The sequence below is a fragment of the Lysobacter enzymogenes genome (assembly GCF_900106525.1).
Taxonomy (GTDB): Bacteria; Pseudomonadota; Gammaproteobacteria; order Xanthomonadales; family Xanthomonadaceae; genus Lysobacter; species Lysobacter enzymogenes.
This window is the reverse complement of sequence record NZ_FNOG01000002.1, coordinates 725,785-740,965: the sequence shown is the minus strand read 5'-3', so window position 1 is coordinate 740,965 and position 15,181 is coordinate 725,785. Positions and strand designations below refer to the sequence as shown.

The window sequence follows — 15,181 nt, the reverse complement described above, 5'->3', positions numbered from 1 at the left end:
AGCTATGCTAGCGTGGCCGGCAGTCCAGAGAGTCTGCCATGTCCCACAGTCCGCGACGCACCAAGATCCTCGCCACGCTCGGCCCGGCCACCGATCCGCCGGGCGTGCTCGACGCCCTGCTCAAGGCCGGCGTCGACGTGGTCCGCCTGAATTTCTCCCATGGCGATCCGTCCTCGCAGGTCGCCCGCGCCCAGGCCGTGCGCGACGCCGCGCAGCGGGTCGGGGTGGAAGTCGGCATCCTCGCCGACCTGCCGGGCCCGAAGATCCGCATCGAGCGCTTCGCCGAAGGCCGGGTGCTGCTCAAGGCCGGCGACCGCTTCGACCTGATCGCCGCGGAAAACCCGCCGCCGGGCAATCTGCGCGAAGTCGGCGTGAGCTACCTCGGCCTGCCCGGCGACGTCGCTCCCGGCGATGTGCTGCTGCTCGACGACGGCCTGCTGCAACTGCGCGTGGGCGCGGTCGAGGGCGAGCGCATCGTCACCACCGTGCTCAACGACGGCGCATTGTCGGACCGCAAGGGCCTCAACAAGCTCGGCGGCGGCCTGTCGCTGGGCGCGCTGACCGAGCGCGACAAGGAATTGATCGGCGTGGCCGCGCAGATCGGCGTGGACTTCATCGCCGTCTCGTTCTGCCGCAACGCCCAGGACATGAACGACGCCCGCCGCATCGCCCGCGCCGCCGGCAGCGACGCGGCGCTGGTGTCGAAGATCGAGCGCGCCGAGGCGATCGAGAACCTGACCGAAATCGTCGACGCCAGCGACGTGGTCATGGTCGCGCGCGGCGATCTGGGCGTGGAGATCGGCGACGCCGAACTGCCGGGCCTGCAGAAGAAGATCATCCGCGAGTCGCTGGCGCGCAACCGGGTGGTGATCACCGCCACCCAGATGCTGCAGTCGATGGTCGACAACCCGATCCCGACCCGCGCCGAAGTGCTCGACGTCGCCAACGCGGTCATCGACGGCACCGACGCGGTGATGCTGTCGCAGGAATCGGCGGCCGGCCGCTATCCGGTCAAGGCGGTCGAGGCGATGTCGCGCATCTGCCTGGGCGCCGAACGCCAGTTCAACCACGACACCGATTTCGAAGCCGCGCCGCGCAACCTCGAGCGCGCCGACCAGGCCATCGCGATGGCGGCGATGTTCCTGTCCGAGCACATCGGCGTGCGCGCGATCGTGGCGATGACCGAATCCGGCGGCACCGTGCGTTTCCTGTCGCGTTTCCGCTCGAACGCGCCGATCTACGCGTTCTCGCGCCACGCCGGCGCGCGCCGGCGCATGGCGCTGATGCGCGATGTCTATCCGATCGATTTCGACAGCCGCGGCATGGCCTCGCGCGACGCCGCGCGCAACGTGGTCAAGCAGTTGTTCGACGCGGGCATGCTCGAAGCCGGCGAGCGAATGATCTTCACCAGCGGCGATACGATGGAGCAGCACGGCGCGACCAACACGCTGCGTCTGCTGCAGGTGGGCGAGGGTGGCAGCGCCGAGGGCCTGGGCGAGCTGTAAGGCCCGCGCCTGCAGCGCAGCGACAAAAAAGCCCCGGCATCGGCCGGGGCTTTTTTTATCGGATCCCTGCGCAACGTGCGAAGCTACCCCTGTAGGAGCGGCGCGAGCCGCGACCGCGACAACGCAGCCACGACGAAGGTTGCGGCGTAGTTGCGTTGTCGCGGTCGCGGCTCGCGCCGCTCCTACAGGAAGATCGCGCCGCTCACACGCCGACGTAGCCGCCCTGGTACACCCGCTTCCACTGGCCGCTCTTGCGCGACCAGATCTGGTAGTTGACCCCTTCGTACTGGCCGACCTGGAAGATCAGTTCCGGCACGCTGTCGCCGTCGAGGTCGAGGCGTTCGAAGAAACGCGGGGTTTCCAGCGCGTCGCCGGCGCTGGAGTCGCTCTGGCTGCCGACCACGCGGTAGCCGCCCTTGCCGTCGCCTTCCAGGATCGCCGAGGCGGCGACGCTGGTTTCGCCCTGGTCCGGGCCGGCCGGCGGCAGGTTCCATACCACCGTGGCCACGGTCACCGGGCCGGCGCTGCCGGCGTCGAAGCTGTGCAGTTCCAGGCCCAGGTCGCGCTCGTGGTCGGGCTTGGCCTTGAGCGCGCGTTCGATCTGCGCGCGTTCGACCTTCTGTTGGCGCAGGCCTGCGCGCAGCGCGTCCTCGGCAGCTTTGCGTGCGGCCGCGGGCACCGCGGCGGCTGCGGCCGGCTTGGCGGCGGTGGCGGCGAAGTTGCTGGCCAGGCCGCGCGCCTGCTCGCTGCGCGCGGTGGCCGGCGCGATCCGCACGTGCGCCTCGCCGGTGACGTCGGACAGCGCTTCGTCGAGCACCTGGGCGACGCCGTCGGTGCCGCCGTTGCGGAAGAAGTACAGGCCGCGCAGCGGCGGGAAATAGCGCGCGCCGGCGTCGGCTTCCTGATAGCGGCCGTCTTCGCCGATGCGCGCGACCGGCGCGACGTAGCCGCGCTCGACCACGAACAGCAGCTTCGGCTCGCCGCTCAGGCGCTCGGGCTTGGGATCGAGCAGGCGGTCGCGGATCGCCGCGGCCTTGCGCGCGCCCTCGGCGTCGCCGGCGGCGGTCAGCGCGTCGATCAACTGCTGATGGCCGCGCGCCTGGTACGGCGCCAGCGCGACGATGCGCTCGGCCACGGTCTTGCGTTGATCCGGTGCGGCCGCAGCGTAGTCGGCGTTGAGCGAGGCCAGGGTCGGCGCCTTGGCCTGCAGCAGGTCGGCGCGGATCCAGCCGATCGACGGCGCCGGCTGCTCGGCGCTGGCGCGCACCCAGCCGTCGCGCTCGCATTCGATCTGCACCGGCGAGGCGATCGGAATGCGCGCCACCAGCCCGCCGTCGGCGCGCGGCACCGGCCGCATGAAGGCGCCGGTGACGGCGACGTAGCGGGTGCCGGACTTGGGCGCGGCCTTGCACGAGGCGACGGCGGCGGCGTATTCGTCGTCGGCGGGGCCGGCGTGGGCGGCGCTGACGGCGGCGAGCGCGGCGGCGAGCAGCAGGCGGCGGGGCATCGGGGAGCGGGCGAACGACATCGTTGCAATCCTTGGCGGGAAATCCTGGCTGCGCAGGCTAGGCCTTGTCGCTGGCCGGCGCAATCGTGGGTAGCATGCGCGAACGGCCGCATCGCCGAAAGGATTCCGCGCATGATCCGCACCAACGCCTATACCCTGCTGTGCGTGGCCATCCGCGCCGCCGCCGTTTACAGCCTGGTCGCACTGATCGTCGCGTTGCCGGGACAGTTGCAGGCCAGCGCGCAGATGCCCGGAGTCGAGCATTCCGCCAGTTGGATCGCCGCGATGGCGCTGACCGGGCTGATCGTCATCGCCTTGCTCTGGATCTACGCCGACAAGTTCGCGCGGTTGGCGCTGGCGCGGCCGCAAGAACACAGCTTCGACAGCGATCTGGCGCCGTCGGTCTGGCTGGGACTGGCGATTTCCGCGATCGGCGCCTGGCATCTGTTGGCCGGGCTCATCGACGGCGTTTTCTGGGCAATCCGGCTGCTCGCGCTGCGCGGGCTGCGCAACGAGGGCTACGACCCCGCCCAGTACGCGCTCGATGTCTGGCCGGGCGTGGCCGCCACGGCGATGCAGTTCGCGCTCGGCCTGGTCTGCCTGTTGCGCGGCAAGGGATTGGCCCGTTGGGTGCAGCGCATGCGCTACGGCCGGGACGCGGCCGACTGAACGGGCGAGGCGGCGCGCATCGGCATCGATGCCTGCGCGCTTGAAAACGATTACCGCCGAAACTGGGCGCAAGTGCCTGATTCGGAAGGCCGCGCGCACCGGCAAGGTTCACCGTCAGCGGCTATAATCGCGGGCTTCCCACCGCTGCCGCAGGATCTCCATGAGCATCGAACAGCTTGCCGAAACCGCCCAGGCGATGGTCGCCGCGGGCAAGGGCATCATCGCGATCGACGAGTCGACGACCACCATCGCCAAGCGTTTCGCCGGCGTGGGCATCGAGAACACCGAAGAGAATCGCCGCGCGTACCGCGAGCTGCTGTTGGCCACGCCGAAGCTCAACGAATACATCTCCGGCGCGATCCTGTTCGACGAAACCCTGCGCCAGTCGACCAAGGCCGGCGTGCCGTTCGCCAAGCACATGGCCGACCACGGCATCATCCCGGGCATCAAGGTCGACAAGGGCCCGCAGCCGCTGGCCGGCTTCCCGGGCGAAGTGGTCACCGAAGGCCTCGACGGCCTGCGCGCGCGCCTGGAGGAGTACTACAAGCTCGGCGCCCGCTTCGCCAAGTGGCGCGCGGTCATCAACATCAGCGACGACATCCCGTCGGGCACCTGCATCGAGGCCAACAGCCACGCGCTGGCGCGCTACGCTGCGCTGTGCCAGGAGCAGGGCCTGGTGCCGATGGTCGAGCCGGAAGTGATCATGGACGGCAGCCACGACATCGACACCTGCTTCGAAGTCACCGAGGTCACCCTGCGCTCGCTGTTCGGCGCGCTGTACGAGCACAGCGTGCTGCTCGAGGGCACCATCCTCAAGGCCTCGATGGTCGTGCCGGGCACCACCGCCGCCGAGCAGGCCAGCGTCGAGGAAGTCGCCGCGGCGACCCTGCAGTGCCTGAAGTCGACCGTGCCGGCGACCCTGCCGGGCATCGTGTTCCTGTCCGGCGGCCAGTCCGACGAGGCCGCCACCGCCCACCTCAACGCCATGAACCAGATGGGCCCGAACCCGTGGCCGCTGTCGTTCTCCTACGGCCGCGCGATGCAGTCGGCGGCGCTGAAGCTGTGGTCGCAGGACCTGGTCAACAACTACGACCGCGCCCAGCAGACCGTGTACGAGCGCGCCAAGGCCAACGGCCTGGCCGCGCTGGGCCAGTGGAAGTCGGCGGCGTAAGCTGCGACTTCGCGGACCCCGAAAACGCCGGCCTCGCGCCGGCGTTTTTCGTTTCGCGGCTTCCCCTTCGGCACCTTCGTCCACGGCTCATCGGAACCGCTCATGGAAACCCAGTGGCTCGCTTTCTCCGTCGCCGCGCTGATGCTCACCCTGATGCCCGGCCCCGACACCTTCCTGGTCATGGGCAACGCGGTCGCCGGCGGCGCGCGGCGCGGGCTGGCCGCGGCGGCCGGCACCACCAGCGGCGGGCTGTTCCATGTGGCCTTGTTCGCGCTCGGCGTGACCCAGCTGCTGATGTATTCCGAGCGCGCGTTCTGGACGGTCAAGATGCTCGGCGCGTTCTATCTGGCGTATCTGGGCGTCAAAGCGCTGCGCGCGGCGCTGCGGCCGCGCGCGGACGCGCCGGCGCTGGAGCTGGCCGCGCCGGCGTCCAGCCTGTGGCGCGCGTTCGCGCAGGGCGCGCTGACCAATGCGCTGAACCCGAAGATCGCGATGTTCTACCTGGCCTTCCTGCCGCAGTTCCTGGCGCCGGGCCCGCACATGGCGCGCGACTCGATGCTGATGATCGGCCTGCACTACAGCATCGGTGCGGTGTGGCTGGGCATCGTCGCGATCGGTTCGGCGCGCATGGCCGGGGCGATGCGCAGCGCGCGGGTGGCGCGCGCGCTGGACGGGCTGATCGGCACGATGATGCTCGGCTTCGGCGCGCGGCTGGCGCTGGCGTCGCGTTGAACGGCGTGGCGCGCGCGGCCGGGCGCGGCTAGGCTGGGCGCCTTGGTCCGCCGTGTGGAGCCTGCGATGTCGTCCGAACCGGGTCTGTTCGTTCCGCCGCGCGTCGATGCGATGCTCGGCGGCAATCGCAAGATCGAGGCGATCAAGGCGGTGCTCGACGCCAATCCCGGCGCGTCGCTGCGCGCGGCCAAGGCGGCGGTGGATGCGCGTATCGATGCGTTGGCCGCGGGGTCTGCGCCGTCGTCTTCGTCTTCATCGTCGGCCGACGACGTGCGAGACGTTTCCGGCTTGCCTGCGGCGGCGGTCGACGCGTTGCTGCGCGGTCAGGTCATCGAGGCGATCAAGCTGGTGCGCCTGGCCCACGGCGTGGATCTGCGCACGGCCAAGCAGCGGGTGGAAGCGCATATGCGCGGCGATGCCGGCGCGGCCGCGGCGTCTTCGCGCGAGCCCGTCGCGACGACGGGCGATCTGCCCGCGGACGTGCTCGCCTTGCTGCGCGCCGGCGACCGCGGCGCGGCCTGGCAGTTGCTGGAGCGCAAATACGGGGCGACTTCGGCCCAAGCCTTGCGCCGCATCGCCGAGCATGAGATCGCGCGCAAGCAGCGCGGCGCGGGCGGCGGCGCGACCGTCGCGGCCGGCGACAACAACGGTCGGGTGATGCTGTGGGCGTTGTTGGTGGCGATCGCGGCGGTGGCGGTGTGGTGGTTCGTGTGGTGACAGGTCGGCGGTAGGACGGCGGTCGCGTGGGTTTCGTCGTAGGTGTGAGGTCGCGGTCGCGGCTCGCGCCGCTCCTACAGGGAGCCCATGTAGGAGCGGCGCGAGCCGCGACCGCGCCACTGCGACTGCGACGAAACCGCCGAACCCCCGCGCGGCCTCACTCCAACGACGCCAACCACTCCTCGTCGCTGCCCTCGTTCACGCCCTCGAACAGGAACGTCGACAGGTAGCGCTCGCCGGTGTCGGGCAGCATCGCCAGCACCACCGATCCCGGATCCGCCGATTGCGCCACCTGCAAGGCCGCGGCCATGGTCGCGCCGGCGGAAATGCCGACGAACAGGCCTTCCTCGGCCGCCAGCCGGCGCGCGGTGTCGCGCGCGAGCACGTCGTCGACCGGCACGATCTGGTCGGCGGCTTCGCGGTCGAGCACGGCGGGGATGAAGTCCGGGGTCCAGCCTTGGATCTTGTGCGGCGCCCAATCCTTGCCGCTCAGCAGCGCCGCGCCGGCCGGTTCGCTGGCGGTGACCCGCACCTCCGGCCGCGCCACCCGCAGCATCTGCGCCACGCCGGTGAGGGTGCCGCCGGTGCCCCAGCCGGTGACGAAGTGGTCGAGCCGGCGGCCGGCGAAATCCTGCAGGATTTCGGCCGCGGTGGTGTTGCGGTGGAACGCCGGATTGGCCGGGTTCTCGAACTGGCGGGCCAGGAACCAGCCGTGCTTTTCCGCCAGTTCGGCCGCGCGCCGGACCATGCCGCTGCCGCGCTCGGCGGCCGGGCTCAGAATCACCTTGGCGCCGTAGGCGCGCATCAGCTTGCGCCGCTCGATCGAGAAGGTTTCGGTCATCACCGCGACGAAGCGGTAGCCGCGCGCCGCGCACACCATCGCCAGGGCCACGCCGGTGTTGCCCGAGGTCGCCTCGATCACGGTGTCTCCGGGCTTGAGCAGGCCGCGCGCCTCGGCGTCCAGAACGATCGCCAGGGCCAGGCGGTCCTTGACCGAGCCGCCGGGATTGAACGCTTCGACCTTGGCGTAGAGGCTGACGTGGCCCGGCCCGAGCCGGTGCAGGCGCACCACCGGGGTGCGGCCGATGGTCTGCAGGATGCTGTCGTAGATCATGGGACGGCTCCGTGGGGGGAAGCCTGGAGTATGCCCCCGGGTTCGCGGCGCGGCGGTGTCGCTGGAGGTTGCGGGCGGGCAACGCGGCGGGCCGACGGCTTCGGCAGGCACGTTGCAGGCGGATTGCAGGCGCGCTGCGGGCAGATTTTCCGGACACTTTGCCGAATCGGAGGCGACGCCGGTCAACCAATGGCCCACGCGCACGTTCATACGCGACCGCTAGAATCGCGCGGCTTCGCCGTCCACCTGCGACGGCTCGCGCGGCGCCCTTGGGGAGAGGGATGCCGCTACGCCTTCCGATCCGCGCCCTCGCTTCCATACGCCAGCACCCCGGCCCGCCCCGTTCAGAGAACCGCATGCGACCACGTTCCGCCTTTCGTTACGGCTGCCTATTCGCGTTCGCCCTGGCCTTGGCCGGGTGCGGCAAGGGCGGCAAGCCGCAGGCCGGCCAAGGCGGCGGACCCGGCGGCGGCCAGGGCGACCGGCCGACTCCGGTGACCACCGAACAGGTGCGCCTGCGCGCCTGGAACGACACCGTGCAGGCGCTGGGCAACGTCAAGGCGCGCGAGTCGGTCACCGTTACCGCCAAGGTCAGCGAGATCGTGCAGAGCGTGCATTTCGACAGCGGCGACCACGTCGCCGCCGGGCAGTCGCTGGTCACCCTCAGCGGCAAGGCGCAGCAGGCCGCGCTGGCCCAGGCCGAGGCGACCGCCAAGGAAGCCGAGCAGCTCTACCAGCGCCAGCTCGAACTGGCCGCGCAGCAGCTGATCGCGCGCTCGGCCCTGGACACCCAGCGCGCCACCCGCGACGCGACCCGAGCGCGGGTCGAACAGATGAAGGCCGACATCGGCGACCGCCAGGTGCGCGCGCCGTTCGCCGGCGTGCTCGGCATCCGCCAGGTCAGCCCCGGCGCGCTGGTGACGCCGGGCACGGCGATCGCCACGCTCGACGACACCGAGCGCGTCTACATCGATTTCCCGGTGCCCGAAACCCTGCTCGCGCGCGTGGCCAAGGGCCAGAGCGTCAGCGGCACCAGCGCCGCGTATGCCGGCAAGCGCTTCGAGGGCACGGTCGCCACCGTCGATGCGCGGGTCGACCCGGCCACCCGCGCGGTCACCGTGCGCGCCGACTTCGCCAACGCCGGCCACCTGCTGCGCCCGGGCATGCTGGTGCAGGTGACCCTGCTGCAGCCGCAACGGCAGGCGCTGCTGGTGCCGGAAATCTCGGTGGTGCAGGTCGGCAACGATTCCTATGTCTACCGGCTCAAGCCCGACGCCACGGTCGAGCGCGCCGACGTGCGCATCGGCGCGCGCCGCGAAGGCCTGGCCGAAGTGCTCGACGGTCTGGAGATCGGCGACACCATCGTCGTCGACGGCACCGGCAAGCTGCGCGCCGGCAGCAAGGTGCAGGCGGCCGGCGCGCAGACGCGCGAAGCCGGCGCGCCGGCGGGCGCCGCGCGGGACGGCCGCAATGGGTAAGGCGGCGCGGGCGTTGAAGGCGTGGGTTCTCAAATCGCTGCGCGCAGTGGCGCCGGCGTCCGAGCGCGAGCGCGGCGAGCAAGCGCGCGGCGAAGGCGACGGCCGCGCGCCGGTGTACGTGCCGGCCAAGCGCGGCGCGCCGACCCGCCGCGGCAGCGGTAACGGAGAGCCGCGCCGATGAAGCTGTCCGACGTCTCCATCCGCCGGCCGGTGTTCGCCACGGTCATGAGCCTGCTGCTGATCGTGCTCGGAATCATGGCGTTCTCGCGCCTGACCCTGCGCGAGTTGCCGGCGATCGACCCGCCGATCGTCTCGGTCGACGTCAGCTACCCCGGCGCTTCGGCGGCGGTGGTGGAAACCCGCATCACCCAGGTGCTGGAAGACGCGCTGGCCGGCATCGAAGGCATCGAGACCATCGAATCGCGCAGCGTCAACGGCCGAGCCTCGGTCAGCATCGAGTTCACCCTGCAGCGCGACATCGAAGCGGCCGCCAACGACGTGCGCGACGCGGTCAGCCGGGTCATGGACCGCATGCCCGACGAGGCCGATCCGCCGGAGGTGGAGAAGGTCGAAAGCGACTCCGACCCGGTGCTGTGGCTCAACATGAGTTCGAAGAAGATGGACACGCTGCAGCTGTCGGACTACGCCGACCGCTACGTCGTGGACCGGCTGTCTTCGGTCGACGGCGTCGCCCAGGTCCGCATCGGCGGCCAGCAGCGCTACGCCATGCGCATCTGGCTCAACCAGGACGCGCTGGCCGCGCGCGACATCACCGTCAACGAAGTCGAGAACGCGCTGCGCGCGGAGAACGTCGAGCTGCCGGCCGGGCGGATCGAATCGCAGTCGCGCGACTTCACCCTGCGCGTCGCGCGCAGCTACCAAAAGCCCGGCGATTTCGCCCAGATCCCGCTGAAGAAGGGCGCCGACGGCTATGTGGTGCGGCTGGGGGACGTGGCCAAGATCGAGCTGCAATCGGCCGAGCGCCGCGCCTATTACCGCAGCAACGGCGAGCCCAACATCGGTTTGGGCATCGTCAAGACCTCCACCGCCAACAGCCTCGACGTCGCCCGCGCGGTGCGCGCGGAAGCCGACAAGATCCGTCCGACCCTGCCCGAAGGCACCGACATCTTCGTCGCCTTCGACACCACGGTGTTCATCGAATCGGCGGTGGAGCGCGTCTACCACACCCTGGTCGAGGCCATCGTCCTGGTGCTGATCGTGATCTGGCTGTTCCTCGGCAGCTTCCGCGCCGCGCTGATCCCGGCGGTGACGGTGCCGGTGTGCCTGATCGCCGCGTTCATTCCGCTGTACGCGTTCGGCTTCTCGATCAACCTGCTGACCTTGCTGGCGCTGGTGCTGTGCATCGGCCTGGTGGTGGACGATGCGATCGTGGTGCTGGAGAACATCCAGCGCCGCGCCGACCTCGGCGAGCCGGCGCTGGTCGCGGCCGCGCGCGGCACCAAGCAGGTCGCCTTCGCGGTGATCGCCACCACCGCGGTGCTGGTGGCGGTGTTCCTGCCGGTGGGCTTCATGGAGGGCAACACCGGGCGTTTGTTCCGCGAGCTGTCGGTGGCGCTGGCCGGCGCGGTGGCGCTGTCGGCGTTCGTGGCGCTGACGTTGACGCCGATGATGTCGTCCAAGTTCGTGCGCCCGCACAGCCAGGAGAAATCCAATCCGGTCAACCGCTGGATCAACGCGCGCCTGGACGCGCTCAGCGGCGGCTATCGCGGCCTGCTCGACCGCACGGTCGAGCGCCCCTGGCTGTTCGGCGCGCTGTTGCTGGCGGCGTTGGCGCTGAGCTTCGGCCTGTTCAAGCTGGTGCCGTCGGAACTGGCGCCGCAGGAAGACCGCGGCTCGTTCCAGATCTCGATCCAGGGCCCGGAAGGCGCCGGCTTCGACTACACGGTCAAGCAGGTGCAGCAAGTCGAGAAGATCGTCGCCGCCCACACCGGCCCGGACCAGACCATCCAGCGCTACAACCCGCGTGTGCCCGGCGGTTTCGGCGCCAGCGAGGAGATGCACACCGGCCGCATCGCGGTGTTCCTGCAGGACTGGAAGCAGCGTGAGAAGAGCACCGCGCAGGTCGCCGACAGCCTGCGCGCCGAACTCGGCGCGCTGCCGAGCGTGCGCGCGCTGCCGCAGGTCGGCGGCGGCCTGGTGCGCACCCGCGGCCAGCCGATCCAGATCGTGCTCGGCGGCCCCGAATACGCCGAACTGGCGCAGTGGCGCGACCGCATCCTGGCCCGGATCGAGCAGAACAAGGGCATGTTCTCGGCCGACTCGGACTACAAGGAAACCCGGCCGCAGATGCGGGTCGAGATCGACCGCCAGCGCGCCGCGGACCTCGGCGTCAGCGTCACCGACATCGGCCACGCGCTGGAGACCCTGATGGGTTCGCGCCGGGTCACCACCTTCGTCCAGAACGGCGAGGAATACGACGTGATGGTGCAGGCCGACCGCGACCTGCGCGCCTCGCCGGCCGACCTCGCCGCGATCCAGGTGCGCGCGCGCGACGGCGGGCTGGTGCCGCTGTCGAACCTGGTCACTCTGAAAGAACTGGCCGAGGCCGGCAGCCTCAACCGCTTCAACCGCCTGCGCGCGATCACCGTCAGCGCCGGCGTCGCGCCGGGCTACACCGTCGGCGAGGCGATCGCGTGGTTGAACCAGGTCGTCGCCGAGGAACTGCCCGAGCACGCGCAGATCGACTGGAAGGGCGAATCGCGCGAATACCAGAAGGCCGGCGGCGCGGTGCTGATGACTTTCACCCTGGCGCTGCTGGTGGTGTATCTGGTGCTCGCCGCGCAGTTCGAGAGCTTCATCCACCCGTTCGTGATCATGCTGACCGTGCCGCTGGGCGTGCTCGGCGCGTTGCTCGGGCTGTGGATGACCGGCGGCACGCTGAACCTGTTCAGTCAGATCGGCATCGTCATGCTGGTCGGGCTGGCGGCGAAGAACGGCATCCTCATCGTCGAATTCGCCAATCAGTTGCGCGACGAAGGCCGCAGCATCCACCAGGCCATCGTCGAGTCCTCGGCGGTGCGCCTGCGCCCGATCCTGATGACCTCGATCGCCACCGTGGTCGGCGCGGTGCCGCTGGTGCTGGCCGGCGGCCCGGGCTCGGCCAGCCGCGCCACCATCGGCGTGGTGGTGATCTTCGGCGTGTCGTTCTCGACCCTGCTGTCGCTGTTCATCGTGCCGGCGTTCTACGTGCTGCTGGCGCGCTTCACCAAGTCGCCCGACGCGGTGGCGCATGAGCTGGAGCGGCTGGAGGAAGAAACCCCGCAAGTCGGCGGCCACGCGTAACGGCGGCCGCCTGCTGTAGGAGCGGCGCGAGCCGCGACCGCGACAACGCGCCCGCGACGAAACCTGCGCCGCAGTTGCGTTGTCGCGGTCGCGGCTCGCGCCGCTCCTACAGAGAGAAGCGAGGCTTGGCAGGGGGCGGGTTTGCAGCCCGCCGCCGGCGAAATTAGGCTACGCGCATGAACGCCGACCCCGCCACCCTCCCGCCGCCGCAGGGCGAGGGGTTCCTGCTGCGTCCCTGGCGCCGCGACGACCTCGACAGCCTGGTCGCCCATGCCGACGACGCCGAGGTTTCGCGCGGGCTCAGCGACCGGTTTCCGTATCCGTACACGCGCCAGGACGGCGAGCGTTTCCTCGAAGGCCAGGTGGTCGATCTCGATCATCCGGTGTTCGCCATCGAGGTCGGCGGCCGCGCGGTCGGCGGCATCGGCGCGCATCCGGGCCGCGGCGAACGCGCGCACGGCGCCGAATTCGGCTATTGGCTCGGCCGCCCGCTGTGGGGCGCCGGCCTGATGACCCGGGTGGTCGGCGCGTTCGCGCCGTGGGCGATGCGGCATCTGGCGCTGTACCGCTTGTACGCGACGGTGCTGGACGGCAATCCGGCCTCGGCGCGGGTGTTGGCGAAGAACGGTTTCGAAGAAGAGGGCGTGCAGCGCTGCGCCGTGTACAAGCACGGCCAATTGCACGACCTGCGAGTGTTCGCGAAGGTGAGAAGGAGCCTGCAAGATGCGACGTGACGATCCCCCGCGCGGCCCGCGCAAGCCGCCCGGCAGCCCCTATGGCGCGGGCGGCGCCCACCGCGGTGCGGGCGAACCCAGAGGTCCTGGCGGCCCCGGCGGAGCGGCCGGCCCGGGCGCACCGGGCGTTCCCGCCAGTCCCGGCGGCGGCGAAGGGCAGGGCCCGTGGCGCGAGCGCGGCGGTTCGCATCATCCGCATTCGCGCGACCAGCGCCGCGACCAGCGCACGCGCCACGACGGCAGCGAGCACGACGATCGCCCGCGCGGCAGCCGCCACGAGCGCCACGACCGCGGCCATCAACGCCGCGACGACGACGACGATCAGGGCGACCAAGGATTGGGCGCGCCGCACCCGCAGCGCGCCCGTCGCGACGCCGAGATCCGCCTGTACGGCCTGAACGCGGTGCGCGCGGTGTTCGCGCGCCGGCCGCAGGCGCTGCGCAAGCTGTACCTGGACGCGCCGCGCATCCCGCAATTGCAGCCGATGCTGGCCTGGTGCGTGGCCAACCGGGTCGGCTATCGCGTGGTCGAGACCCAGGACCTGGACAAGCTCGCCGCCAGCGGCCACCACGAAGGCGTGGTGGCCGAGGTGCTGCGCGAGGAAGCCGCGCCGCTGTCGACCTGGCTGCGCGATCTGCCCGCCGGCCCGCAGCTGGCGCTGTGGCTCGACGGCGTCGGCAACCCGCACAACCTCGGCGCGATCCTGCGTTCGGCCGCGCATTTCGGCGTGAGCGCGGTGCTGTTGCCGAAGGATTCGACCCTGGCCCTGTCCGGCGCGGCCGCGCGCGTGGCCGAAGGCGGCGCCGAAGCGGTGCCGATGGTGCGCATGGGCCGCAGCGACAACGCCCTGGCCCAGTTGCGCGGCGCCGGCTTCGAACTGGCCGCGACCGTGGTCGACGGCGGCGAGGACGTGTTCGCCGCGCCGTTGCCGCCGCGTCTGATCTACGTGCTTGGCGCCGAAAGCGAGGGCATGGACCGCGAACTGGCCGCGGCCTGCGACCGGCGCCTGTCGATTCCGGGCACGGGGCGGGTCGAGAGCCTCAACGTCGCCGCGGCCACGGCGGTGCTGCTTGCGGCTTGGCGGTCGCGGCACTGAAGCGCTAAGAACAGGGAATCGGAAAGGCGTTGTGCGGCGAACGACTGGATCGCGGCGACGACGTTTTCCGATTCCCGGTTCTTCGTTCTCGGTTCTGTGGTGCCGATCCGCGGTTGCCGTTTCTGGGTTCCCGATTCCCGGCCGCGCTCAAACGATGTGCTTGATCGCCTCGAGCAGGCCGGCGTACTCCTCGGCCTGATCGGGCTGCTTGAGCATCGCGTCCAGGCATACCGCCAGCGCGGCGGCCTGCAGGGTCTGCAGGTTCTGCCGGTGCTGCGCGTCGGACACCTTGCGCAGGCCCGCCGCGAACGCGTCGGTGGCGGCGCGGTGGCCGTAGGCGAATTCGCCGGCCGCGCCCAGCACGGCTTCGTTGGACTGCTTGAGCGCCGATTCGATCTGCTGATGCACGCCGGTGTACTGATACGGCTCGCCGCCGCCGTGGCCGGCGAGCGCGGCGCGCAGCCGCTCCAGCAATTCTTCGGGTTCCAGCGGCGCTTCGGTGTCCGCGCGCGGCGGCGCGCCGGTGGGCGGCGGCGTGCCGGGTTGGGCGTTCGGCGCGGCGCCGGCGTCGTCGTTGTCGTTGTCGGTGCTTTCGGTCATGGTCGCCTCGGGTGCGTGCGGACCGTCGTCGGCCGCGGACAGGGTGGCTTGGGACAATCGCTGCTTGAGCCGGCGCACGCCGGCGGCCAGGACCGCGTCGGCGCGCAGCGCCGCTTCGCTGTGCTGCGCCAGCGCCTGCTCGCCGAGGGCGAGGGTGGCCTCGCGCAGCGCGTTCCACAGCGTGCGCAGGGCGCGTTCGGGCGACGGCAGCGGCGTTCGCGCGCCATCGCCGCGCAGAGAGCGGTCGGCGGTGGCGGCGGCGTTGCGGGCATCGCTCATCGAAGGTGCGGATCCGAAATGCGGGCCGGCGGGCGCGCTGTTTTCGAAATAACGCAAACCGGCGCGCGGACAGGGCAGGCGCGCGGCGTCAAAGCGTGAGGGCGTTTACGGTTTCGCCGCAGCGCGCCGATGCGCGGCGTTCACGGGTGTGCGGATGGGGCGTTGCGCTGCGGTGGGCGATGGGCGATGGAGCGGCGGGTCGCGATTCGGCAGACGCCGCGAAACCTCCCTACCGTCATCCCCGCGAAGGCGGGGATCCAGGGCTTTACCGCGACA

Annotated in this window: 12 protein-coding genes and 1 pseudogene; 10 read left to right on the top strand and 3 right to left on the bottom strand. The window is 71.0% G+C overall.

The genetic code is table 11. The annotated features are described in order from the left end of the window. Window positions 1-38: 38 nt before the first annotated feature. Window positions 39-1,505, top strand: coding sequence for a pyruvate kinase (gene pyk, locus BLU84_RS07380; protein WP_074864492.1), 1,467 nt, complete (start codon window positions 39-41; stop codon window positions 1,503-1,505). A 202-nt stretch (window positions 1,506-1,707) separates the two neighbouring features. On the opposite strand, the gene BLU84_RS07375 is transcribed toward pyk, so the two are convergent. Next, window positions 1,708-3,033, bottom strand: a complete 1,326-nt coding sequence (locus BLU84_RS07375; protein ID WP_074864490.1) for a hypothetical protein — start codon at window positions 3,031-3,033, stop codon at window positions 1,708-1,710. Between the two features lie 111 nt (window positions 3,034-3,144). On the opposite strand from BLU84_RS07375, the gene BLU84_RS07370 reads away from it, so the two are divergent. The 4 genes from BLU84_RS07370 to BLU84_RS07355 all read left to right on the top strand — a co-directional run bounded on the left by BLU84_RS07370 (window position 3,145) and on the right by BLU84_RS07355 (window position 6,301). Then, window positions 3,145-3,681, top strand: a complete 537-nt coding sequence (locus tag BLU84_RS07370) for a hypothetical protein (protein WP_074864488.1) — start codon at window positions 3,145-3,147, stop codon at window positions 3,679-3,681. A 160-nt stretch (window positions 3,682-3,841) separates the two neighbouring features. Then, on the top strand, window positions 3,842-4,852 hold the full coding sequence (locus BLU84_RS07365; RefSeq protein ID WP_074864486.1) for a class I fructose-bisphosphate aldolase: 1,011 nt from the start codon (window positions 3,842-3,844) through the stop codon (window positions 4,850-4,852). 102 nt (window positions 4,853-4,954) lie between these two features. Beyond that, window positions 4,955-5,584, top strand: a complete 630-nt coding sequence (locus tag BLU84_RS07360; protein ID WP_074864484.1) for a LysE family translocator — start codon at window positions 4,955-4,957, stop codon at window positions 5,582-5,584. 66 nt (window positions 5,585-5,650) lie between these two features. Continuing rightward, complete coding sequence (locus BLU84_RS07355) at window positions 5,651-6,301, top strand: hypothetical protein (RefSeq protein WP_074864482.1); 651 nt, start codon at window positions 5,651-5,653, stop codon at window positions 6,299-6,301. Between the two features lie 157 nt (window positions 6,302-6,458). On the opposite strand, the gene cysK is transcribed toward BLU84_RS07355, so the two are convergent. Next, a complete protein-coding gene (gene cysK, locus BLU84_RS07350) occupies window positions 6,459-7,415 on the bottom strand; it encodes a cysteine synthase A (protein ID WP_074864480.1) in 957 nt (318 codons plus the stop codon). A gap of 356 nt (window positions 7,416-7,771) precedes the next feature. On the opposite strand from cysK, the gene BLU84_RS07345 reads away from it, so the two are divergent. The 5 genes and pseudogenes from BLU84_RS07345 to BLU84_RS07330 form a co-directional block, all read left to right on the top strand. Continuing rightward, window positions 7,772-8,893 carry an efflux RND transporter periplasmic adaptor subunit gene (locus BLU84_RS07345; RefSeq protein ID WP_074864478.1) on the top strand — a complete coding sequence of 374 codons (1,122 nt, stop codon included), beginning with the start codon at window positions 7,772-7,774 and terminating at the stop codon, window positions 8,891-8,893. A 13-nt stretch (window positions 8,894-8,906) separates the two neighbouring features. Then, window positions 8,907-9,074 carry a hypothetical protein gene (locus tag BLU84_RS27075; RefSeq protein WP_170849109.1) on the top strand — a complete coding sequence of 56 codons (168 nt, stop codon included), beginning with the start codon at window positions 8,907-8,909 and terminating at the stop codon, window positions 9,072-9,074. Next, window positions 9,071-12,196: an efflux RND transporter permease subunit gene (locus BLU84_RS07340; protein ID WP_074864476.1), complete on the top strand. Its 3,126-nt coding sequence runs from the start codon at window positions 9,071-9,073 to the stop codon at window positions 12,194-12,196. Before BLU84_RS27075 ends, BLU84_RS07340 begins: the two co-directional genes overlap by 4 nt. Before the next feature lie 176 nt (window positions 12,197-12,372). Next, on the top strand, window positions 12,373-12,930 hold the full coding sequence (locus BLU84_RS07335) for a GNAT family N-acetyltransferase (protein ID WP_074864474.1): 558 nt from the start codon (window positions 12,373-12,375) through the stop codon (window positions 12,928-12,930). A 264-nt stretch (window positions 12,931-13,194) separates the two neighbouring features. Further along, a pseudogene (locus tag BLU84_RS07330) lies at window positions 13,195-14,026 on the top strand (TrmH family RNA methyltransferase); the annotation flags it as partial. A 147-nt stretch (window positions 14,027-14,173) separates the two neighbouring features. On the opposite strand, the gene BLU84_RS07325 reads toward BLU84_RS07330, so the two are convergent. Continuing rightward, complete coding sequence (locus tag BLU84_RS07325) at window positions 14,174-14,905, bottom strand: hypothetical protein (protein ID WP_139174758.1); 732 nt, start codon at window positions 14,903-14,905, stop codon at window positions 14,174-14,176. Window positions 14,906-15,181: the final 276 nt, after the last annotated feature.

Excerpts from the sequence above, each read along its gene's own strand:
- BLU84_RS07325 (WP_139174758.1), bottom strand. The coding sequence starts at position 14,905 with ATGAGCGATGCCCGCAACGCCGCCGCCACCGCCGACCGCTCTCTGCGC.
- BLU84_RS07370 (WP_074864488.1), top strand. The coding sequence starts at position 3,145 with ATGATCCGCACCAACGCCTATACCCTGCTGTGCGTGGCCATCCGCGCC.
- BLU84_RS07335 (WP_074864474.1), top strand. The coding sequence starts at position 12,373 with ATGAACGCCGACCCCGCCACCCTCCCGCCGCCGCAGGGCGAGGGGTTC.
- BLU84_RS07360 (WP_074864484.1), top strand. The coding sequence starts at position 4,955 with ATGGAAACCCAGTGGCTCGCTTTCTCCGTCGCCGCGCTGATGCTCACC.
- pyk (WP_074864492.1), top strand. The coding sequence starts at position 39 with ATGTCCCACAGTCCGCGACGCACCAAGATCCTCGCCACGCTCGGCCCG.
- BLU84_RS07340 (WP_074864476.1), top strand. The coding sequence starts at position 9,071 with ATGAAGCTGTCCGACGTCTCCATCCGCCGGCCGGTGTTCGCCACGGTC.
- BLU84_RS07345 (WP_074864478.1), top strand. The coding sequence starts at position 7,772 with ATGCGACCACGTTCCGCCTTTCGTTACGGCTGCCTATTCGCGTTCGCC.
- cysK (WP_074864480.1), bottom strand. The coding sequence starts at position 7,415 with ATGATCTACGACAGCATCCTGCAGACCATCGGCCGCACCCCGGTGGTG.
- BLU84_RS07365 (WP_074864486.1), top strand. The coding sequence starts at position 3,842 with ATGAGCATCGAACAGCTTGCCGAAACCGCCCAGGCGATGGTCGCCGCG.
- BLU84_RS07355 (WP_074864482.1), top strand. The coding sequence starts at position 5,651 with ATGTCGTCCGAACCGGGTCTGTTCGTTCCGCCGCGCGTCGATGCGATG.
- BLU84_RS07375 (WP_074864490.1), bottom strand. The coding sequence starts at position 3,033 with ATGTCGTTCGCCCGCTCCCCGATGCCCCGCCGCCTGCTGCTCGCCGCC.